This is a genomic window from Undibacterium sp. Di27W, assembly GCF_049340345.1.
In the GTDB taxonomy this organism is placed as follows: domain Bacteria; phylum Pseudomonadota; class Gammaproteobacteria; order Burkholderiales; family Burkholderiaceae_D; genus Undibacterium.
This window is the reverse complement of record NZ_JBMPOS010000002.1, coordinates 509,451-530,766: the sequence shown is the minus strand read 5'-3', so window position 1 is coordinate 530,766 and position 21,316 is coordinate 509,451. Positions and strand designations below refer to the sequence as shown.

Below are 21,316 nucleotides of genomic sequence, written 5' to 3'. Positions count from 1 at the left end.
AACAACACTCATGAGACTAAAGTTGATTCTATAGAGCTTTGTCTTATTGGAAATAAGTTGTACTATTAACACCAATATTTATATCGTTCGCCCGCCATTACGCATAAATGTAAACCTTGGATATCCCATGAGAGTCACACAAATTCAAATAAAGAATTTTCGCTTACTTCGTAATTTCTCTCTTGATCTAGAGAATAATTTATCGGTTGTGATTGGGAAAAATAATTGTGGAAAGACGTCCTTAGTGGCAGCTTTAGACAAATTTATAAACTCGTCTGAAGTGAACAAGATTAATTATGATGATTTCAACATCCAGTTTAAAAATGAATTAGTAGCTTTCTTGGATAAGAAAAAAAAAATTCAAGAACAATCAAAATATAAAGCAATTGGCCTCGAATTGAGGATTTACATAGAGTATGAAGATAAAGACGACTTATCCAGTGTAAATCAGTTGATTATGAATCTTGATCCTGACGATAACCACATCGTCCTGGGTTTTGACTATAAGATTAGCCATGCACGTTTAACAGATATGGTTGAAGAATTTCAATCAACAAAAACAAAATATGGATCTGATCCAAATACATTTCTTCGAGAAAACCATTCTGATTTTTTTAATTCAATCGAAAAAACAAGTATTTCATTTAAAGATCCAGAAAAAACCCTTGATCTGAAAAAAGAAAAAATACGCCTGGCAGATGTTATTTCATTTAAGTACATCAGCGCAAAACGAAGCGTCACGAACAAAGATAATGACAAGACACTCTCAACACAGACTTCTACTATCTACAAGAAAAGATCTGAAAGCCAAGAGCAAGAAAGTGCAATTGAAGAATTTAAAAATAAACTTCGTAGCACCGATAAGGATCTAAGTTCAATTTATGAGACTATGTTCTCAGAATTGATCCAAAAAGTTTCCATTTTCGGTGGCATCAAAAAAGGCGATACAAGCATACAAATAGCATCCACGCTTCAACATAGAGAAATACTAAGTGACAACACGACGGTTCTTTACACCCAAAATGATCACGCTCTTCCTGAGCACTATAACGGCCTGGGGTACATGAACCTAATTAGCATGATTTTCGAAATTGATATGCTTATGAGTTCATTTAGAAAATCTGTTAAAGAAAAACCCACACCAATAAATCTTCTATTTCTTGAAGAACCCGAAGCACATACACATCCTCAAATGCAATATGTTTTCATTAAAAACATTAAATCTCTCATCAAGAAAAACTTAGAACGCGAAGATAAGTTAAGCGTAAATCTCCAAACAATAATTAGCACTCATTCATCGCACATAGTTTCTGAGTGTGAATTTGATGACATCAAATACCTGATAAAGTCAGCTAACGAAAATAGTGTTGTCGCAAAAAATCTAAAGCAATTAGAACGCGAATATTCCTCTGAAGATGAGAAAGAAAACAATGATCTTAAGCAGAGTTTTAAATTTCTCAAACAATACCTGACTTTAAATAGGGCAGAGCTATTCTTTGCGGACAAGGCAATCTTAGTTGAGGGTGACACAGAACGGATTCTTTTACCTGCAATAATGAAAAAGTTAGATCAGGAAAATCCTGACGATAATTTCTCTCCGATAATTTCACAAAATATCTCCATTGTCGAAGTTGGTGCCTATTCTCAAATATTTGAGAAATTCATCCACTTCCTCGAAATTAAATGCTTAATTATTACAGATATTGATAGTGGATTGACTCAAACGTGTTTTGAGACAGACGGAACGACTCCCATAAAAAATAAAGACGGGGATATTAAAACCGAGACAAAAAAATGTGTCCCTAATGACCCGGCTGCAGACCATACATCTAACTCAGCATTAGTTTTTTTTCATGCGAAAACAACGAAAGACCTAAGTTATTTCTTGAGCTTACCTCTCCAGAAAAAAACTCTATTAAAAAAAGATGGAAAATGGAATGCCAATGAAAATGGGCAATTATTGTTGATATATCAAATAGAAGAAGAAAATTATCACGCGAGAAGTTTTGAAGATGCTTTTTTCCACATAAATAAAAATCTACTAAAAAATAATCCAGATAATTTTCCATCGCTTACAAAAAAATGGCTCACACAATACCTAGATGGAAATTGTGATGCATTCGATTTTTCCGAAAAAGCTGTTGGTAGCAAGCCATCTCTTGCGATTGAAATATTATTAAATAGTATACCGCATAAAAATTCAGATTTTTCAAATTGGAAGATACCCAAATACATTTATGAGGGATTGGAATGGCTACGCCAGCAATGAAATCTAAAAAATTAAGTTACGAAGCAGAGCAGGTGATGGACGCGATCACAGCAAAGAAAAACTTTTTGCTTAGCGGGGGTGCAGGCAGTGGAAAAACATATTCACTTGTAGAAGTAATTAATGCTCTCCTTGAAAAATATCCTCTCGCAAAGATTGCGTGTATTACTTATACAAATGCCGCGGTCAGAGAAATTGAAGAAAGAATAGGTCATGAGAACCTGCGCGTATCTACTATTCACGATTTTCTTTGGGATACTATCAAACACTTTCAAAACGAATTAAAAGAATTGGTAGTTGAGTTGATAAATGACGAAGCAATAACTTCTTTTAATATTACCAGTGCTGACGGATCAATTGAAACGATTGATAAAATTGAAGACGACATTCGCTATAAGGAGTATGTCAAATTAAGAGAAGGTATTATTTCACATGATGAGTTAATTATTTTGGCCGAAAAAATGTATGCACGGCATAAGAAGCTTTGCAGAATTGTCCAAAATTGTTATCAATATGTATTAGTTGACGAGTATCAAGATACTGATAAGAACGTTGTTGACATCTTGCTGCATCACCTCAATCAATCAGATAACAAAAATATTATCGGTTTTTTTGGTGATTCAATGCAATCGATCTACGATGATGGTGTTGGGAATCTCGATTTATATCTTGCAGAAGCCTCAAGCAACCTTGCTGAAATAAAAAAGGAACAAAATCGCCGCAACCCGCAACTTATTATTGATTTTGCGAACAATCTTCGTACTGATGGACTAAAACAAAAGCCGTCAGACGACATTCACGCACCCAATATGGGTTCCAATGGAATCATTAAGCCAGGTAGTCTGAAGTTCCTATATTCTGCGTCAGAAAACATAGAAATTGCGAAGTTATATCTGAAATGGAATTTTTCCGACCCATTGATTTGCAAAGAATTAAATCTTACACATAATCTTATTGCGGCAAAGGCTGGCTTTAAGAATTTAATGAAAATATATGACAGTGATCAAATCTACGCGTATATAAAAAGAATAAAAAAGTACATTAAGGACCATGCACCTGACACCCCAACAGCGGGGAAAAAATTCGGCGATCTTATTGAAGAACTGAAAATAGGAAAGGACCGCAAGGATTTGAAACGAATTGAACCAACAGATGGAATGAAAACCTATATATCTGAAAACATGGATGTATATATACTTGCTTTGACCACTTTGTTTTCAGAATTGTCTTCGCTTTATATTGACAAGAGTCAACTAATTGACGATAAAAAGAATGATGCTTCAATTGAAGGGCGAACGGGAAGTAATCGCGATGATCTGATAAAGCATCTATTTAAAATACAAAGAAATGTTCATTTGTATCTCGGTGGAAATTTCAACGAATTTTTAAGGATTACTGATTTTAAAATTCATACGCAAAAAGATAAAAAGAATCTAAAAGAGAAAATAGAATCCCTTGTTGCGGTAGGTGAGAAAACCATAAAGCAAATCATTGATGAAGCAAACGAAAATGGGATTGTGAAAATAGATGACCGCCTAATTAAATTCCAGCAAAAGAAAAAATATCTTTACGATCAAGTTGCAAGCTTACCATTTTCAGAATTTCAAAAATTATTTGACTATCTAGAGGGATATACACCATTCACCACACAACATAAGACTAAAGGAGCAGAGTTTCCAAATGTTCTCGTTATTCTTGATAATGGAGATTGGAACCACTATAACTTCGATTATCTTTTTACTGAAGCCGAAGGTAAAGAAAGTGTAGTGTCTAGAACACGGAAAATATTCTACGTTTGTTGCACTCGAGCCAAAGAAAATCTTGCTGTTTTTTATCATCAACCATCAGAGCAAGTCTTGCAAAAAACTAGAGAATGGTTTGGCGTTTCTAACGTTATAAATCTAGATGCTCAATCGTAGTCAAAGTTGGGAATTACTGTCACATCACTGGATGTAAAGTTGGCTATTCTTTGCCATCATGGGAAGCTCAAGTCCAGACCGAACGTCCTGGCAAGGACTAAGGTGAGATACCCCAGACCCAGGAGCGATAGCATGAAGATTACGGCCACCTTGCCGCCCGCACGTAGTACCGCTTGCGTTGCCATCTTCTTGCCTTGGTCATAATGCCACTTGATGGCGAAGAACATGCCTATGGCGAGCACGAGGAGCTTGAATGTCACCAGGACTATAGGGATCCAATCCATCATTTTGAGTATTTCCAGGTTGTTAATGGCACTATCTATCGTGTGCAGAGCACTACCGTAAACTGCTGCTTCAGCACCTACATTTTTTGTTCAACCATTCCCCAGGCATCCAGCGTAGCGATTTGCCGGATGCAGATGCGAGAAGGGGAAACGTCAACAACTGCCATGCAAGCATGGTATTGCTGTGCGCCCTGATGCATACTACTTGAAAGCAATTTCCATACATTAGGACAAAATGTCCCAGTTGAAAAACATACAAGATAAAGAAGTGCCAGTCTGGTTGCCGCGATTGGCCGTGCACGGCGGGCCACGTTTTTTGCAAATTGCGGATGCCTTGCAGGCGGCGGTGGCAGAAGGATCGCTGAAACCGGGTGAGCGCCTGCCTACGCAGCGCCAGCTGGCGGCGCAACTGGACGTTGACCTGACGACGGTCACGCGTGCATACGACGAAGCCAGACGTCGCAACTTGCTGGAGGGCCGCGGCGCCCGGGGCACTTATGTCACGGCACCAAAAGTTGAATTGAACGCTGTCCTCGACCTGAGCATGAATACCCCGCCACCGCCGGATGGTGTGGACTTCGACGACATGTTGAAGCAAGGTTTGTCTCAGGTACTGATGAGGGCAGATAATGAGCAGTTGATGACTTACCACCTGGCCGGTGGGAGCGACTCGGATCGCCAGGCTGGGGCCAGGTGGCTGGCACCGATGTTTGGGCATGTGGATACTCAACAGCTTGTTGTCTGTCCGGGTGCGCAAGCGGCGATTGCTGCATTGATACTTGCGCTGACTGAGCCTGGCGATGTGATCCTGGCAGAAGCGATGACTTATCCCGGCTTGCGGGCCGCTGCAACTCAGTTAGGCCGACGCATCATTGCGGTGGAAGCGGACCAGCACGGGATGCTGCCTGAAATGCTGGAGCAAGCATGCCGCCAGCACCAGCCTGGACTGGTCTATCTCAATCCCACATTACAGAACCCGACCGCCGTTACCATGCCGGCACACCGGCGCAAGGAACTCGCCAGCATCGCGCTGCGCTGCAATGTACGCATGGTCGAAGACGATCCCTACTGGCTGCTAGCCGATACCCCGCCATCACCTATTGCGACGTTTGCCCCGGAACAGGTGTACTACATCTCAACGCTGTCGAAATGTCTGACGCCCGGCTTACGTGTCGCCTTCGTGCTGATACGCGACCCACAGGAACGCGAACGTTTTCTGGCAGCGCTAAGATCATTTGCGCTGATGGGCGCTCCTCTGACGGCTGCACTGGCCACTCAGTGGATAGTCGATGGTTCGGCCCAGGGGTTGATGGAAGGCGTACGCAAGGAGGCGCGCCTGCGCCACTGGATGGCTAGAGATATTCTGGCGGGGCGGTACAGCGGTGACGGAGATGGTCTGCATGTATGGCTAGCTTTGCCAGCGTATTGGAACTCCGCACAGTTTGCGCGCGCAGCCGAAAGCGAGGGCATCACTGTCATGCCAGCGGAAGCATTCGCAACTGGCAGTTTATCTGTGAATGCAATTCGTATCTCTTTGGGTGGCATCAAGGACCGTGGGCGCTTGCAGGCGGCTCTGCAAAGGCTGTCTCATCTGCTTGCGCAGCGGCCCTAGTCGTTCGACGCTACTGTGGTTTAAATGCCCAGGACATACTGAGTTTCATGCGGGAGTTCTCTCTATGTACTCGCACATAGTTTTGCTGCCCCAGCGTTTATCAGGAATTTGATCTGGTAGCACATGTCATTACCAGATCAAAGCAAACAAAATTGCCATCCATTTGCTCTTACTCATCATGGCCCGACTGCCTTCCAGTTCCCGCCCTGTATGGTCAGCATGACCCGCGCCTTTTCTTCCAGTCCAAAATGATCATTCGCGGTGTAATGCAAGACACCCTGGGTGATGGGGATATCGATCTCAGATTCCATCGCGTCTTTCAAGGCAGTGCGGAATTCTGGTGTGCCGGGTTTGGCTTTTTTCAGGGCCAGGGGAATGACGCGGTTCAGTAGCAGGTAGGCGTCGTAGCCGTGGGCGGCGAACTGGTTTCTGGTGCCTTCGCCATATTGTTTTTCATAGCGGCTGGTGAAGTCTGTGGCCAGTTGTTTTGAGGGGTGGTTGTCTGGCAGCAGTTCGGGCAGGATGGCCAGGCCTGCGACGACGAAGGCGCCTTCTACGTCTTTACCACCGAGGCGTATCAGGTCACGTGATGCTGCGCCGTGGGTCTGATAGATTTTGCCTTTGTAGCCACGCTCTATGAGAGCTTTGTGTGGCATGGCTGCGCCGCTGCCGGATGCGCCTATGAGTATCGCATCTGGCTTGGCGGCAAGTATCTTCAGGGTTTGTGCGGTGACGCTGGTGTCGGGGCGATTGAAGCGTTCTGTGGCGACGGATTGCAAGCCATCTTTGGCAGCCGCAGCAGTGATGGCTTTGAACCAGGTTTCGCCATAGGCATCAGAATAGCCAAGATAGGCGTAGGTTTTGACGCCTGCTTTTTTCATGTGGTCGGCCACGGCATGGGCCATGAGCGGGGTTGATTGAGCGACGCGGAAGGTCCAGGTGCCTTTGCCAGGTGCTACCTCGACAGGTGAGGTAGAGATTTGTGGCGTCTTGAGTTCAGATGCAATTTCTGCCAGCGCAACAGAAGCGGGTGTGGCGGTGGAACCGACGATGACATCGACCTTGTCATCCGTGATGAGCCTGCGGGCATTTTTGCTGGACTGGGTAGTGTCGGATGCATCGTCGAGGATGATGAGTTTTACTTTTTCACCACCTATGGTTTCTGGCCACAGGCCTATGCCGTTCTTGGTGGGTATGCCCAGGCCGGATGCCGGGCCCGTCAGAGGCAGGCTGACACCGATGGTGATGTCGGCATGGGCAGTGCCTGCGGCGGCTATCAATAGTGCTGCCAGTGTAGGTTTGAGCTTGATTTGCATTGCGGTCTCCTGAATTATTGTTGGTATTGCAGATGCGGGGGTGGTGTATTGTTGTCTGGCTTGGAATTTTTTTTTCGCCGCAATATTGTTATGTCGTATAACAGTTATTCAATATAATAATATTTTTGTTGGGATGCAAGTGGGGATTTGGATTTTTGGGTTTCGTGTTAGCGACGACGATGTAGCATTGCAGCATAAAACTTTAAATTCGTATTCCAATGGCCGGGCTGCCTCGCTCGCATCGTAGGTTGGGCTACGCTTTACCAGCCCAACACTCAGCGATTAAATAAGGTATACGTTTGTTAAGGCCAAGTGTTGGGCTGATACCCCGTAGCCCAACCTACGAAGTACAGCCTGTCGAGACCCGACGCAATACTATTACTTCGTCTCCATACACAACTTCCCCAACAAGGCACGCAACTGCTGCCTTTCCTTGGCCGTCAGGTGCTGGCTGACCCTGTCATCATGCTCTTTCACTGCCCGTTTGTATTTTGCCAATTGCTTGTGGCCGTCTTTGGTCAGATGCAGCATATAGGATCTGCGGTCGCCGGAGTCCTGGCGTTCCAGCAGGCCCGCCTGTTCAAAATTATCGATGATGGCGACCACGCCTGAGCGGGCGATGCCCATGACTTCTGCCAGGCGGGTTTGTGAAATACCGGGGTTGTTGCTGATAATCACCAGGGAAGAAAAACGTTGAGGGGTGATGTCGTATGCACCCAGGCTGGCGGTGAAGTCTGCATAGATGGATAGCTGAGCGCGGCGCACGGCGTAGCCGGTGAGTTCTTCGAGGATGTCGTAGTCTATACCCTCTATGCGGGCATTGAAGGCAGGGGTCAGGGCCTGGCTGGCCTGGCGCTTGGGCAATGCTGCTTTGAGCGGGGCTGGCGCTTTGGGGGTGGCTGTTTTTTGTTTTGGCATGGTCAGGGACTATGAATGAATTTTTTGTTTTAAGTATTGTACATGCTGGGCAATTTTAAATTGGCTAAACCACATGGTCAAAATACAAGAACCAGGCTAATGGAGAATTGCAACAAGTCTTGTGCTATTTCGAATAATTGTTATACAGTACAACAATAAAGCCGTTACTCAAAGACTTGCGGCATCATCCATTGCAGGAGGAAGACATGAAGGTAGTTATCGCAGGTGCTGGTATAGGTGGCCTGACGCTTGCACTGATGTTGCATGAGCGCGGAATCGATGTTGAGGTCTATGAAGCGGTCAATGAGATCAAGCCGCTGGGTGTGGGCATTAATTTATTGCCGCATGCCAGCCAGCAATTGTGTCAGCTGGGGCTGGAGGCTTGCCTGGCTGAGCGTGGTATAGAGACTTCATCGCTGTCGTATTTTAATAAGTTGGGGCAAAAAATCTGGCAAGAGCCACGGGGGCGTGCGGCCGGGTATGACTGGCCACAATATTCTATACACCGTGGTGAGTTGCAAATGACTTTGCTGCAAAATGCAATCGACCGGCTGGGTGCCGGGCGTATTCATCAAGGCCATGCATTTACGTCTTTTGAGCAGGTGGCTGACAAGGTGATTTCTACTTTCACCCGACAGGTGGATAAAGCGGCGGTGCTGGTGGAGTCAGATTTGCTCATTGGTGCAGATGGCATACATTCAGCAGTGCGGCGCTTTTTGTACCCGCAGGGTGACCAGCCTCGTTTTTCTGGTCGCATGTTGTGGCGTGGGGTGACTGAGGCTGCACCGTATATGGATGGACGCAGTATGTTTATGGCGGGGCATCAGGACCAGAAATTTGTTGGCTACCCTATCTCTGAGCCATTACGGGCGCAAGGGCGTTCGCTGATTAACTGGATTGCAGAATTGCGCGTACCTGGTGGGGAATTGCCAGCGTCGGACTGGAACCGCAAAGTCGATAAAGCTACCTTCAGCACGCCCTTTGATAGCTGGAACTGGGGCTGGATAGACATCCCTGGCTTGATAGCAAAATCAGAGGTGGTATATGAATTCCCGCTGGTGGATCGCGACCCTTTGCCGCGCTGGACTTTTGAGCGGGTGACGCTGCTGGGTGATGCTGCCCACCCGATGTACCCTATAGGTTCAAACGGTAGTGCGCAGGCGATACTTGATGCTCGCTATCTTGCTGACTGTCTCGTTGGCGAAGCGAGTATTTTGTATGCGTTGCGTGAGTATGAGGCGGAGCGTTTGCCGCGTACTACGGGCATCGTCCTGCGTAACCGCATGAATGGGCCTGAGCAGGTGATGCAGATGGCGGAGGAGCGTGCGCCGTTGGGTTTTACGGATGTGAATGAGGTGATTGCGCAGGCTGAGCTTGAAGCGATTTCTTTGCGGTATAAGCGGTTGGCGGGGTTTGATAAGGAGGCAATGTCTTTGACAAGTGTGGCGGGGAAGTTCAGTTTAAAAGCGTAGGCGGGTCCGGGGGCCGGACCTCGCCAGGCTACGCTTTACGAATCCAACACTGGGGAAAAAAGTATACGTCATTTAAACGCCCAGTGTTGGGCTGATAAAGCGTAGCCCAACCTACGAAATAACCCGCATTTTTAGTTTCGTCGCATTGATGGGGTCACAATAAATCAAACCTGTCCGCATTCATGACCTTGGTCCAAGCCCTCACAAAATCACGCAAAAAAACCTGCTGGGCATCGCTGCTGGCATAGACTTCTGCCAGTGCCCGCAGTTGTGAGTTGGAGCCGAAGACGAGATCGACCACGCTGGCGGTCCATTTCAGCTCACCGGTTTTTCTGTCGCGGCCTTCAAGCTGGCCATCCGTACCTGACTTTTGCCATTTGGTTCTCATGTCCAGCAAGTTGACGAAGAAGTCGTTGTTGAGTGTCTCTGCATGTTTGCTGAGTACGGATTTGGCATCGAGTGCGCGCAAGCCGCCGACCAGTGCGGTCATTTCTGGCGCGCTCAGGTTCAGCAATTGGGCCTTGTCGATGAGCAGGGCTGCGGCGGCATCTTCGAGACCTTTGCGCTGGTAATTGCGGAAGCCGTCTGCTACGGGTTCGAGTACAGCAAATGATGCTACGTCGGTTTGCTCCTGGCTGGCGTCTGTGCGGCCTGGGGTAAATGGGACGATGATGTCTTGCCCGGCTTTTTTGGCGGCTGCTTCAATGGCGGCGCTGCCACCTAATACGATCAGATCAGCCAGCGAGATTTTTTTACCAGCCGATTGCGCGGCATTGAACTCTGCCTGTATAGCTTCGAGTTTTGCGATTACCTTGGCCAGTTCTGCTGGCTGGTTGGCTTCCCAGTCTTTTTGTGGAGCGAGGCGTATGCGTGCGCCGTTGGCGCCGCCGCGTTTGTCGCTGCCGCGGAAGGTGGAGGCAGATGCCCAGGCAGTGTTGACGAGTTGCGAAATCGAAAGACCGGATGCCAGTAATTTGGCTTTGAGGCTGGCGATGTCTTTGTCATCGACCAGAGTGTGATCAACAGCCGGGACAGGGTCTTGCCACAGCAGGACTTCTGTTGGCACGAGGGGGCCGAGGTAACGGGCGACTGGGCCCATGTCGCGGTGCGTCAGTTTGAACCAGGCGCGGGCGAAGGCGTCTGCCAGTTCTTGCGGGTTTTGCAGGAAGCGGCGAGAGATTTTTTCGTAAGCTGGATCAGCACGCAGGGCCAGGTCTGCGGTGGTCATCATGGGTGCGTGGCGCAAGGACGGGTCATGCGCATCTGGCACTGTGGTTTTGGCAGCCGGGTCTGTCGGCGTCCATTGATGCGCGCCAGCTGGGCTCTTGGTGAGTTGCCATTCGTAGCCGAACAGAGTTTCGAAATAGCTGTTGTCCCATTTAGTGGGCGTCGGCGTCCATGCGCCTTCTATGCCGCTGGTGGTGGTATGCACACCTATGCCTGTACCAAAACTGTTGGTCCAGCCCAGGCCTTGTTCTTCTATGCTGCCGCCTTCTGGTTCTGCGCCGACATGGGCAGTGTCGCCTGCGCCATGGGCTTTGCCGAAGGTGTGGCCGCCTGCAACGAGGGCCACGGTTTCTTCATCGTTCATGGCCATGCGGGCGAAGGTTTCGCGTATATCGCGGGCAGATGCCAGCGGGTCTGGTTTGCCATTCGGGCCTTCAGGGTTGACGTAGATCAAGCCCATTTGTACGGCGGCGAGGGATTTTTCCAGTTCGCGGTCGCCTGTGTAGCGCTGGTCATCCAGCCATTTGCCTTCTGATCCCCAGTAGATATCGTCTTGTGGTTCCCAGACGTCGGGGCGGCCACCAGCAAAACCGAAGGTCTTGAAGCCCATGGAATCGAGGGCGACGTTACCAGCCAGTATCATCAAGTCTGCCCATGACAGTTTGTTGCCATATTTTTGCTTGATGGGCCAGAGCAGACGGCGGGCCTTGTCGAGGTTGCCATTGTCTGGCCAACTATTAAGCGGTGCAAAACGTTGCGCGCCTGCTCCTGCGCCACCGCGGCCATCGGCAGTGCGGTAGGTGCCTGCGCTATGCCAGGCCATGCGGATGAAGAAGGGGCCATAATGGCCATAGTCTGCTGGCCACCAGTCTTGCGAGTCTGTCATCAGGGCGTGCAAGTCCTGGATCACTGCGTCGAGATCCAGGGTCTTGAAGGCTTGGGCGTAATTGAAATCCTTTTCCATGGGATTGGATGAAGGAGAATGTTGGTGGAGGATTTTGAGGTTCAGTTGATTTGGCCACCAGCTTGCATTGGCTGGGGCACCGGCTACGGCTGTTAAGCGTGCACTAGCTGAAAATGGGCATTTTGCTTCGTTTGACATCATTATCTCCTTTGATTGAGTCAGGTACTGGCTACCTGATTTATTATAGAGATGGAAAGATGATAGATATACTTAATTTAATTTATTGATTCGATTTGTTTTTACTATTGAACAAATGTATGTTGTGCAATTCTGCCATCTCGGACAATGCCCTGTCAGGAAGCGGCATGCTGTTCTCATTGAATCCCCTTCCGTTCTAAGGGATAATTATGACCATGAACGATACTACACAATACCCCCCATTACCGGATCGCCTGTCGGTCAATCCGCGCAGCCCTTATCACGTCGCCGAAGTGTTTCAACACGATGTAGGCATCAAGCTCAATGGCAAAGAGCGCAATGATGTTGAAGAATATTGCATCAGCGAAGGCTGGGTCAGCGTTGCTGCTGGCAAGGCACGTGACCGCAAGGGTAACCCTTTGATGATCAAGGTCAAGGGCGTGGTTGAAGCGTTTTACCGCTGATTGCTTTCATGCAGATGTAGCAAGGTGCAGCCTATGGGTTTGCACCTTTTTCTTTTAGCTAGTTCGCTGGCTTACAGTGCTCAGCGCGCATTGCGCTATCCTTTAGAATTCCAGAAGATCGCCTGCCTTGTTTTTTTCAAACACGCATGGTGCCCAGCCTGTCTACCCTGATTTATACCCCTGATGAAGCCGTCGCTATTGCCACATCCCCCGCATGCTGTGTCCCGTTTGCGCTCATCACGTCTTGAGCGTAGCACCAGGCCATTTTTGGCACGCGGCGGCCCCAAGGGTGAGCGTTGTGGCGGTTGCAGGCTGATCCTCAGTCATTGTCTGTGCGAACTGCGTCCTGTCGTGTCCACTCGTGCCGGGGTGTGCCTGCTGATGGCCGAGCATGAAACGCTGAAACCCAGTAACACCGGCTGGCTGATTGCCGACGTGGTGCCAGACACCATGGCCTTTGGCTGGGCACGTACCGAAGTTGACCCAGCCTTGCTGGCCATGCTGGCTGACCCGCAATGGCAGCCTTATGTGGTGTTTCCAGGTGAATTTGTGGCACCTGAGCGAGTGATTACAGGATTGCCGCCTGTAGGTGCAGAGCCGAATGGTAACAAACGTCCGTTGTTTATTTTGCTGGATGCTACCTGGCCAGAGGCACGCAAGATATTCAAGAAAAGTCCTTACCTGGCGCAGTTCCCGGTGTTGAGTCTGTTGCCAGAACAGCTCTCACGTTACCGCTTGCGCCGCTCGCGACGGGATGATCATTTGTGCACCTCCGAAGTCGCCGCCCTGTGCCTGGGGCTGGCAGGTGAGACGGCGGCTGCGCAGGCGCTGGAGATGTATCTGGATTTGTTCACCGACCATTATCTGCGGGCCAAGCAGCAGTTGAAAGTGGAGTGGGAAGATGAATTGCATGTGCAGATGCGGGAGTTTGTGGGGGGAAATGACGTAGATGGGCCTTCGTTGTAGGTTGGGCTACGCTTCATCAGCCCAACACTCGGCGTTTAAATAACATGTACGTTTGCAGAGGCACAGTGTTGGGCTGATACCCCGTAGCCTAGCGAGGCCCGGCCCAACCTACGCTCTTGCCAACGCTACCAGCATTTGCTGACTCTCCCAAATTACGTTACGCTAACCTCTTCCAAAGAAGCCTTTACCAAATGACCACCCGCAAACCGCCCCTGCTCGCAGACCATCTGTGTTTCAACCTGTACTCTACGTCATTGAAGATGACGCAGTTGTACAAACCCTTGCTGGCTGAGTTGAATCTGACTTATCCGCAATACCTGGTCATGGTAGTGCTATGGGAAGAAGAGGGTTTGGGGATACGTGATCTGGCCACGCGCCTGGGGCAGGACTCTGGTTCTATCACGCCTGTGGTCAAACGGCTGGAGGCAGAAGGTTATCTCTTGCGTAACCGCGACCCAAAAGATGAGCGTAACCGGGTGCTGACGCTGACGGATGCGGGCAATAAACTGCGTGCAGCCGGTGTCCGTATCAGCCAGCAAATTGCGGCTGCCTGCAACTTGCAATTGGCCGATTTCAAACAGCTCATGGCTGGCCTGGATAAGCTGAGTAGTCACCTCGATAATTAAATTTATAGCAAGCCGCAAGAAGAATTTTAAAATTAACTTGCGCGCTAATTATTAGCGCGCTATTATTCGCGGCATGGCAAAGCGCAAGAAGCGGGAAATGCCATTCAAATACTTAGCACGCTAACTAATTTATCTGTTTTTAAATTTTCTTTGAAAGACATCATCATGAAAAATATCGGCAAAACTGCATTGATCTCATCTACTGCCCTGTCTGCGGCCTTGTCTATTGCCCTGTCCTCCGCTGCTATCTTGCCAGGCCATGCCTTGGCCGCCGCCAGCAATGACACTACGGTAGTCCTGGTCCACGGCGCTTTCGCTGATGGTTCCAGTTGGAACCAGGTGACGCCTTATTTGCAGGCTAAAGGGGTGAAAGTCATCGCTGTGCAAAACCCGCTGTCCTCACTGGCAGATGATGTGGCCGCAGTGCAGCGTGTAGTGGATGCACAGACTGGCAAGGTAGTGCTGGTTGGGCATTCATGGGGCGGCGCGGTGATTACGCAGGCGGGTGTCAGCGACAAGATCAAGGCGCTGGTGTATGTGGCCGCCTTTGCGCCATCTGAAGGCGAAGCCCTGGGTGGCCTGGGTAAGGATTATCCTGTGCCTCCAGGCATTGCGACCCTGAAACCGGATGCCAATGGCAACATGGAATTGTCACCAGAGTCATATGCGACTAATTTCGCGCAAGACGTTCCCAAAGAAAAAACTGCTGTACTGGCCACGACACAAGGTCTGTTGCCTGCCAAGGTATTTGGTGAACCTGTGAGTTTCGCTGCATGGAAAAACAAGCCCAACCATTACATCATCGCCAGCAAGGACCGCATGATAGACCCAGGTTTGCAAGCTGCGTTTGCGAAAAAGATCAATGCTGTCACTACGACACTGCCGACCAGCCATGTGCCTATGCTGTCCCAGCCTAAAGCTGTGGCAGAGGCGATTCTGGCTGCCGTGAAAAACTAGGCAATTGGCATGGCGCATAGCCACTGATGCAGGGGGTGGCAGTTTCTTGGATGGCACACCCTGCTTCCCGGCTATTTGAGTATCACTGGGCGGCAATGCCTGGCACTTGCCCGTTTTCTGGTCCGGTATTGCGGCTGATGGCAGCCAGGTAGCGCTGCGCTTCTTCCCAGGTGATGCTGACATCGCTGGGCGCATCTGCTTGCGCCATGGCAGTGATGGCTTCTTCTTGCAGTCGTTGTTGCTCCTGCTGTTCTTTGTATTGCCTGATCTGTTCTTCTTTCTGGCGACGCTGGGCATCTTCTATGGCACGCAGGCGGTTTTGCCTGGCGATGAGTGCATGCAAGGCGGCACTGGCCTGTTCGCGTCTTTGCTTTTCCAGTTCTTTGCGTTGCCGTCTTTGCTCGGCACGCTGGTGGGCAGCAGCTTCTATGGGTGACAGCTTGAACTCGGGCGCGGGTTTACCATGGCCCGGGGCTTTGGCTTGAGGAGCATTGGCCACCGACTTGCCTGCAGCCTGCAGGGTCTGTAACAGGGCTCGCACGCTGGCGGGGCGCTGGTCTGGCTGGATGGCAAAACCGCTTTGCAAGACTTGCCATTGCGCAGCATTGAGTGCCGTGGCTGGTATTGGTTGCTGCTGCGGATGGCGATATTCGCCAAAGGGCATGCTTGCTTCCAGCATCTGGTAAATCATGACGGCTACTGCATATACGTCGAGCGCGGGACTATGCTGGTGGCTGCCAGCCTCTGGCGCACGATAACCTGCCGTGCCAGCATAAGGCGAGCGCGATGGTGTCATGCTGGTCGAGATCAGGCCAACCTGGGTATGGCTGCGCAAGCGGGCAGAGATGCCAAAGTCCAGCAGCTTGGTTTCACCCGTGTGCGTCAGCAAGAGATTACTCGGCTTTAAATCGCGATGCACAAGTTTGTGTTTGGCCCAGGCATAGTCCAGCGCATCGGCCACCGGGCTGAGCATGTCCAGCACTTGCTTGAGGGTGCAGCGGGTGTGCCTGGTCAGGTAAGCCTCGAGATCTTGTCCATCCAGGTATTCCATGATGATGAAATAACTGCTGGTGGCAGGGTCGCGCGCCCAGTCATAGACCCTGACGATATGCTCATGCGCCAGCTTGCGTACCAGTGAGGCTTCTTCTACCAGCAAGCGGGCATGCAGGGCGCTTTGTGTCAGTTGCGGTGGCAAGATCTTGAGTGCCACCATTTCACTATGGCCCAGTTCTGCCTGGGTTGCCAGGTCGCTGGCTTGCCAGACCTGGCCCATGCCGCCCTGCCCTAACAGTTTCTCAAGGCGATAACGCTTCGACAGTCCCCCCACTTCTTGCCCGGCCAGGAAACCCAGGTCGGTGCCTTGCTCTTGGTCTGGTTTACCTTGCTTGCCCTGCCTGGCAATGACAGGAGCCAGTTCGGTGTCGAGTATGGCATTCTTGCGCTGATTGAATTCATCTTCGGCAAGCAAGCCCTCATCCAGCAATGCGCGCAATTCACGAATTTTTTGTAACGGCGTTTGCATGGTGATGACTTGTTTTCCTGGACTTGCTTAGAGTAGGTAAGATAAATTCTTGCTGCATTTTCTGATCCGGCTGCCTGCTTATTTTCTGCCAGCTTGCGCAACTGGTGCGACGCGGTTACTCATGTTTTGCGCCATGCTCAGGTCCAGCTCATGACGTCTTTGCTGGTCAGCCTCTCTTTGCCCGCGTTCATCCTGTATGCGCTCTTGCAGCATCTTGACGGTTTGCTCCCAGCTCAGACCTTGCTGCTTGCTGGCCATGGCACTCATGGCTTGCGCGGCATGCTCAGAACTACCTGCTTGCATGGCAAGGATTTGTTCTGCCGTCAGGCTGGCTTGCGCCTGCACTTTGGCGATCTCGGCCAGGGCCAGTGCATTGGCCGGCTCAGCCGTGGCGATCTTGCCGGTTTCGCTGAAATTGGCGATGGCGTTCATGCGTTCTATGGCGATACGGGCCAGCAGGGCATCATGGGCCTGCTCTGCCTGGCGTTGTTCACGTTCCAGACTCAGCCGGGCAAACTTGTCAGCACGCTCGGCTTCTGCCTGTTGCAATTCTTTTTTCCAGCGACGTTCATCATCTTGTTGTTTGAGTTGCTGCCTCAGGTTTTCCACTTCCACGCTGGCGAGGGTAGCCTGGTGTTGTTGCTGCTGGGTCTGCTGTTCAAACAGGGCATGGGCTTTCAGGGTGCCCAGCAATTTTTCATGCTGAACTATCGCATCGGCCTGCTCATCACTGCGCCTGATGGCCTGGATTTTTTCCTGTACCTGGCTGAGTTTGAACTCGGTCTCGACATCATGGAGGCTGTCTTCCCTTTGCATGCCGCGCTTGCGCTGTTGCTGCAATTCTTCTTCCCAGGCTTGCATGCGCTGGAATTCTCTGGCCCTGGCCTCAGCTTCTATGCTGATGAGTATCAGGCGGCTTTTTTGTTCTTCATCTTCCAGTTCCTGTTCGCGGCGTGCCAACAGGCTTTGCTTTTGGCGCAGCAGTTCTGTCTGGGCTTTTTGCTGCTCGTGGTCGGCGATCAGGCTGGCTTGTGCAGTCTCATGTTCGAATTGAAATTTTTGCAGCTGATGCTGGATTTTTTGTTGCATCAGTTGCGCCGCTTCTTTGGCCTGCAACTGAGTGATTTCTGATTCCGAGCGCATCTTGATGCGCGCCATGGTGCGTATGTGCAGCCACTGGTCAGCTTCATTCTGGCGCTGCTCAGTTTTTTGTTTGAGGCTGTGCTCCAGTTCCCGGATGGTATCGCCTGCACCTCGTTCCAGCGCCAGCTTGCGGCTGCCTGCTTCGACGATGCGGCCATACAGTTCCAGCTCACGGGCGCGGATGACTTGCAGACGCTCGTTTTCATCCTGGCGCAACTTGGCGCGACTCAGGCGTTTCTTGGCATTTTCTACCTGGCCTTGCATATATAACCAGCTCAGGTCTTTGCCAAATTGCTGGCGCATTTCTTCGTGGCGATAACGCAGGCGGATTTGTTCTTCTTGCTTGGCGATCTTCTGCCATTCGGTATTGGTATAGAGCGCATCGACGAGTTTGCTTTGTTCCAGCTGGGCGCGCTGGCCATCGATGACCAGATGCAGGCTGGCTATTTTTTCACTGAGTTTTTCACGGTCATCAGTCAGCTTGTCATGGCGCAATTCGCGGGTCACGGCCTGGGTTGCGACAAAACCGTATTGATCCATGGCCTGGTTGAGGGTAGACAGCAGACGTTCATCCAGTTGCAGACGCAAGTGCACATTGTCTTGTAGTTCACGCAAGGATTGCGCGCCCAGAAACTCCACCGCGATCTGGCGTACCATGGGTTCCAGCAATTGTTGCAACTGCTGGCAAGTGATGATGCCAGGGGCATGCATGAAGTGTTTGGCAAATGCGGGTACATCAGCGATCTTGATGCTGATGACAAACTTGGCAGCAATCGCCAGGAATTCTGCAGTGTGCAAATCATCAAAAGAAAACAGCAAGGCAAATGGATTGAGACGGGTCAGCAGGATTTCTGCCGCCTTGTCCGTTTGCAAACCCAGTAGCTGGCTGGAAATATCCTGCTTGATGTAATCACCTGTGAGCAATTCAACAAAGTGCCCTTCCTGCACCACATAGGCACGGGCGTTGACAGGAATCTGCAAGTCTTGCCCGGCAATGCTGCTGAGCGGGCGCACGCCAAAATACATGGCGACTTCATTCTCTTTAGGCAACCAGCGTTTCTGGCGCAAGACAGTCTCATGCCTTGGGCTGCTCAACATGAGACCACAATGCGTGCAATACACTGCGTCTTGTATATTGTGATGGTCGCACTGGGGACATTTGAGTTTGGAACTGCCAAAGATGCTGAACATGCGAGACTCCTTCAATCGCTGCGGTGCGGGGACTTGTTTTGCACCTGAGCAAAATCTTAGCACCAGGGGTGGATTTGGAACTCTGGAACAGAAGGAGGTTTTGGGGCCAGATCGTGGTTTGTAATTAAATGGCAAGACCTGTCAGCACTGAGAAACAGTGGCTCAAAGGAAATGCCAGAGTATGCTTTTATTTAGGGCTTGTCAGTCCTACTCAAGCTTGAAAAAATGTGCCGGATATCTTCCAGATATCGCAATGGCAGTCGCGATCTTATAGTGCCTATCTTATTTGGCAACACACTTAAACATAATCTGTGACTGTTGCGGCGTCCAGCCTTGCGTCCCGGAATTGCTTGCATTGGTTAATTCCATTTGCTTGCCCAGGGCTTCACACCATTCTGTTGCGCGTCTGACACTGAGAGCTGTAACTTCTGCATCCGAAGTCAAGCCTCCGCGTACATTTGCCCCCACCATGTAAGCGTCTTTACCTATGGAGACGACCGGGCTTACTGATTGGCACCCAGTGATTATGGCGCAGAGAATAAGTATCTTTTTCATTCATTTATCCGTTTGTGGAAAGTTATCTTTTATTGCAGCAAAAACAATAATTTACCATAAGAATAAATATTTCAAAAATTCATTACCTCTTCTTACTGCTATTCATTTGATTTTTTTTATCACTATTGCGACCCATCACATACTAGGTCTATCTGCATATGGCCGGCTGGTATAACGGCAAGTCAGTGGCAAATGGGAAAGCTGCTTCAAATCTGCATGCACATTCAGTTTACTGTCTTGTGAACTGAGCATATCCCTATGCCAAAATCCACCTTGAAAATGGAATAGCAAAGGCAGTGCAGCCAGCGCTGTCATGTCTGTGGAAACTAGTATGAGTGCTGGCGTAGTTTCCGGTGTAATCAAGTACAGCAATTCAGTACCCAACCCCCCATCTGCAGAGGCAAGAATAATGAGATGCGGCAATATCGCCATGACTTGTAATCTGACTATGCCTCTGACGCTGGCGCAGAATTCGATTTGCATGCCAGGGCGTAAAGCATATGCCTGGTCTTTTTCCATGCTGATGCCATCAAGCAAAGTGCCATAGCGTGATGTATCGATGATTTCTGCGCCTTCCCCTTTTCTGCGGATGGTGGCATGGCAGGCGCTGATGCGTCGCGTCAGTCTGGCGTTTTCTGCTGCGTGATGGGCATGATGGCTGAGCAGGATATCGGCCTGGGGCTTTTCTTCCATGCGGCCCAGCACCCATTCATCGAGGGCAAAGAGTCGTATCCGGGACTGAGCAGCGATCAGGCTGGCTGTTGCTGTCTTTATTACTGGCACTGCCGTTGCCATCTTTGCCGCCAGGGCTATAGCTGGTCTGGCTGGCGCAACTATATCTGTTGTTTCTGGTCCGGCAGCAACTTCTATGAGTTCTTCATCCCAGGCGATGGTGCCCATGGCAATTTCATATTTACCTGTAGGTGCGCGCATTTCCAGTTTGGCGATGGAGGCATCCTTTGCATTGATTTCTATATTCATATTGCCTGATGCATAGCCATTGGACTGGCCCAGTCCGCTCAATGTCGCGATGGCACCATCTTCTGCCACTACCCTGACATTCTTTTGTGCGGCCAGAAAGACGCTATGAATTTCTGTCAGTGATGCATCTGCCCTGGGGATGAAGATGACACTGGTGCACAACCATTTGCGCCTGGCCCTGGATGCTTGTTCATGCGACAAGACAACTTCCAGCGGATATTGTCCATGCTCTTTATTTTTAGAAGAAAAACTGAGCAGCAAAGGTTGCCATAGACCGGATACCGTGCGCTGAAAACGCTGCTTTGATGCGGCGCTAGCGATAAGATCAGAACGCAATTGCACTTCTATGATGCTGACTTCAGGTGGCAGCATGCCACGCAATTCCAGCCTGATGGTTTGCCGGCCACCTGCAGCACGTGGATCATAACCACTGAAGTGTAAATGCAAGCTGGCGGGCGCGGTCGCCTCGCGGTTTTGCGTCAGGCTACCTGCAGAGGCATGGAGTAATTCCTGTCTTTGCGGAACGGGCCTTTGCGGATGGCCCGCCGCGCATACGGCTTCACCCTCTGCCACCCAGTGCGTGCAGTGCGGATGATCCGGGGTCAGGCATTTTTTCATGATGAGGCAGGGTAATAGTACGGGCGATGCTAGGACTATACGGATAAAGTGGCAGATCAAATGCAGGAATACAAAGGTGTTTTGCCGCCAGTTTTTTAGGCAGACCAGAGCACTTGCGTTGACCTGATCGCAGTGCTGCTTTAACCTTGTCGCATACGATATAGTGCATTTCTCTTT

At 49.8% G+C, this 21,316-nt stretch carries 16 protein-coding genes; 8 read left to right on the top strand and 8 right to left on the bottom strand.

Annotated elements, in window-relative coordinates; translation table 11 throughout:
* Window positions 1–127 precede the first annotated feature (127 nt).
* Together ACO0LF_RS07055 and ACO0LF_RS07050 are read left to right on the top strand one after the other, a co-directional pair.
* The gene (locus tag ACO0LF_RS07055) at window positions 128–2,269 is read left to right on the top strand and encodes an ATP-dependent nuclease (protein WP_423013266.1); all 2,142 of its coding nucleotides are present in this window, start codon (window positions 128–130) and stop codon (window positions 2,267–2,269) included.
* Window positions 2,251–4,185, top strand: coding sequence for a UvrD-helicase domain-containing protein (locus tag ACO0LF_RS07050; RefSeq protein WP_423013264.1), 1,935 nt, complete (start codon window positions 2,251–2,253; stop codon window positions 4,183–4,185). The genes ACO0LF_RS07055 and ACO0LF_RS07050 overlap by 19 nt, the downstream gene beginning before the upstream one ends.
* 56 nt (window positions 4,186–4,241) lie before the next feature.
* Here the strand turns inward: ACO0LF_RS07050 and ACO0LF_RS07045 are convergent, their stop codons facing one another.
* The gene (locus ACO0LF_RS07045) at window positions 4,242–4,472 is read right to left on the bottom strand and encodes a hypothetical protein (protein ID WP_423013262.1); all 231 of its coding nucleotides are present in this window, start codon (window positions 4,470–4,472) and stop codon (window positions 4,242–4,244) included.
* A gap of 232 nt (window positions 4,473–4,704) precedes the next feature.
* Between ACO0LF_RS07045 and ACO0LF_RS07040 the strand changes: the two genes are divergently transcribed.
* Window positions 4,705–6,081 (top strand): PLP-dependent aminotransferase family protein, encoded by a 1,377-nt coding sequence (locus ACO0LF_RS07040; RefSeq protein ID WP_423013260.1) that lies wholly within the window; start codon window positions 4,705–4,707, stop codon window positions 6,079–6,081.
* 176 nt (window positions 6,082–6,257) lie between these two features.
* Here the strand turns inward: ACO0LF_RS07040 and ACO0LF_RS07035 are convergent, their stop codons facing one another.
* Window positions 6,258–7,397: an ABC transporter substrate-binding protein gene (locus tag ACO0LF_RS07035; RefSeq protein WP_423013258.1), complete on the bottom strand. Its 1,140-nt coding sequence runs from the start codon at window positions 7,395–7,397 to the stop codon at window positions 6,258–6,260.
* Window positions 7,398–7,775: 378 nt separating this feature from the next.
* A complete protein-coding gene (locus ACO0LF_RS07030; RefSeq protein ID WP_423013256.1) occupies window positions 7,776–8,315 on the bottom strand; it encodes a MarR family winged helix-turn-helix transcriptional regulator in 540 nt (179 codons plus the stop codon).
* 206 nt (window positions 8,316–8,521) lie between these two features.
* On the opposite strand from ACO0LF_RS07030, the gene ACO0LF_RS07025 reads away from it, so the two are divergent.
* Window positions 8,522–9,787 carry a flavin-dependent oxidoreductase gene (locus tag ACO0LF_RS07025; protein WP_423013254.1) on the top strand — a complete coding sequence of 422 codons (1,266 nt, stop codon included), beginning with the start codon at window positions 8,522–8,524 and terminating at the stop codon, window positions 9,785–9,787.
* 154 nt (window positions 9,788–9,941) lie between these two features.
* Here ACO0LF_RS07025 and katG read toward each other — a convergent pair whose 3' ends face one another.
* Window positions 9,942–12,116: a catalase/peroxidase HPI gene (gene katG, locus ACO0LF_RS07020; RefSeq protein ID WP_423013486.1), complete on the bottom strand. Its 2,175-nt coding sequence runs from the start codon at window positions 12,114–12,116 to the stop codon at window positions 9,942–9,944.
* A gap of 215 nt (window positions 12,117–12,331) precedes the next feature.
* Between katG and ACO0LF_RS07015 the strand changes: the two genes are divergently transcribed.
* The 4 genes from ACO0LF_RS07015 to ACO0LF_RS07000 all read left to right on the top strand — a co-directional run bounded on the left by ACO0LF_RS07015 (window position 12,332) and on the right by ACO0LF_RS07000 (window position 15,129).
* The gene (locus tag ACO0LF_RS07015) at window positions 12,332–12,580 is read left to right on the top strand and encodes a DUF3297 family protein (protein ID WP_423013252.1); all 249 of its coding nucleotides are present in this window, start codon (window positions 12,332–12,334) and stop codon (window positions 12,578–12,580) included.
* A gap of 183 nt (window positions 12,581–12,763) precedes the next feature.
* The gene (locus tag ACO0LF_RS07010) at window positions 12,764–13,546 is read left to right on the top strand and encodes a tRNA-uridine aminocarboxypropyltransferase (protein WP_423013250.1); all 783 of its coding nucleotides are present in this window, start codon (window positions 12,764–12,766) and stop codon (window positions 13,544–13,546) included.
* 191 nt (window positions 13,547–13,737) lie between these two features.
* Window positions 13,738–14,172: a MarR family winged helix-turn-helix transcriptional regulator gene (locus tag ACO0LF_RS07005; protein ID WP_423000167.1), complete on the top strand. Its 435-nt coding sequence runs from the start codon at window positions 13,738–13,740 to the stop codon at window positions 14,170–14,172.
* A 165-nt stretch (window positions 14,173–14,337) separates the two neighbouring features.
* Entirely contained in the window at window positions 14,338–15,129 is a 792-nt protein-coding gene (locus ACO0LF_RS07000) for an alpha/beta fold hydrolase (protein ID WP_423013248.1), read from the top strand.
* Window positions 15,130–15,211: 82 nt separating this feature from the next.
* On the opposite strand, the gene ACO0LF_RS06995 is transcribed toward ACO0LF_RS07000, so the two are convergent.
* From ACO0LF_RS06995 to ACO0LF_RS06980, 4 genes are all read right to left on the bottom strand, one after another.
* Window positions 15,212–16,651: a protein kinase domain-containing protein gene (locus ACO0LF_RS06995; RefSeq protein ID WP_423013246.1), complete on the bottom strand. Its 1,440-nt coding sequence runs from the start codon at window positions 16,649–16,651 to the stop codon at window positions 15,212–15,214.
* Between the two features lie 78 nt (window positions 16,652–16,729).
* A complete protein-coding gene (locus tag ACO0LF_RS06990) occupies window positions 16,730–18,985 on the bottom strand; it encodes a hypothetical protein (RefSeq protein WP_423013244.1) in 2,256 nt (751 codons plus the stop codon).
* A 282-nt stretch (window positions 18,986–19,267) separates the two neighbouring features.
* The gene (locus ACO0LF_RS06985; RefSeq protein WP_423013243.1) at window positions 19,268–19,540 is read right to left on the bottom strand and encodes a hypothetical protein; all 273 of its coding nucleotides are present in this window, start codon (window positions 19,538–19,540) and stop codon (window positions 19,268–19,270) included.
* Window positions 19,541–19,675: 135 nt separating this feature from the next.
* Complete coding sequence (locus ACO0LF_RS06980; protein WP_423013241.1) at window positions 19,676–21,139, bottom strand: FHA domain-containing protein; 1,464 nt, start codon at window positions 21,137–21,139, stop codon at window positions 19,676–19,678.
* Between the last annotated feature and the right edge of the window lie 177 nt (window positions 21,140–21,316).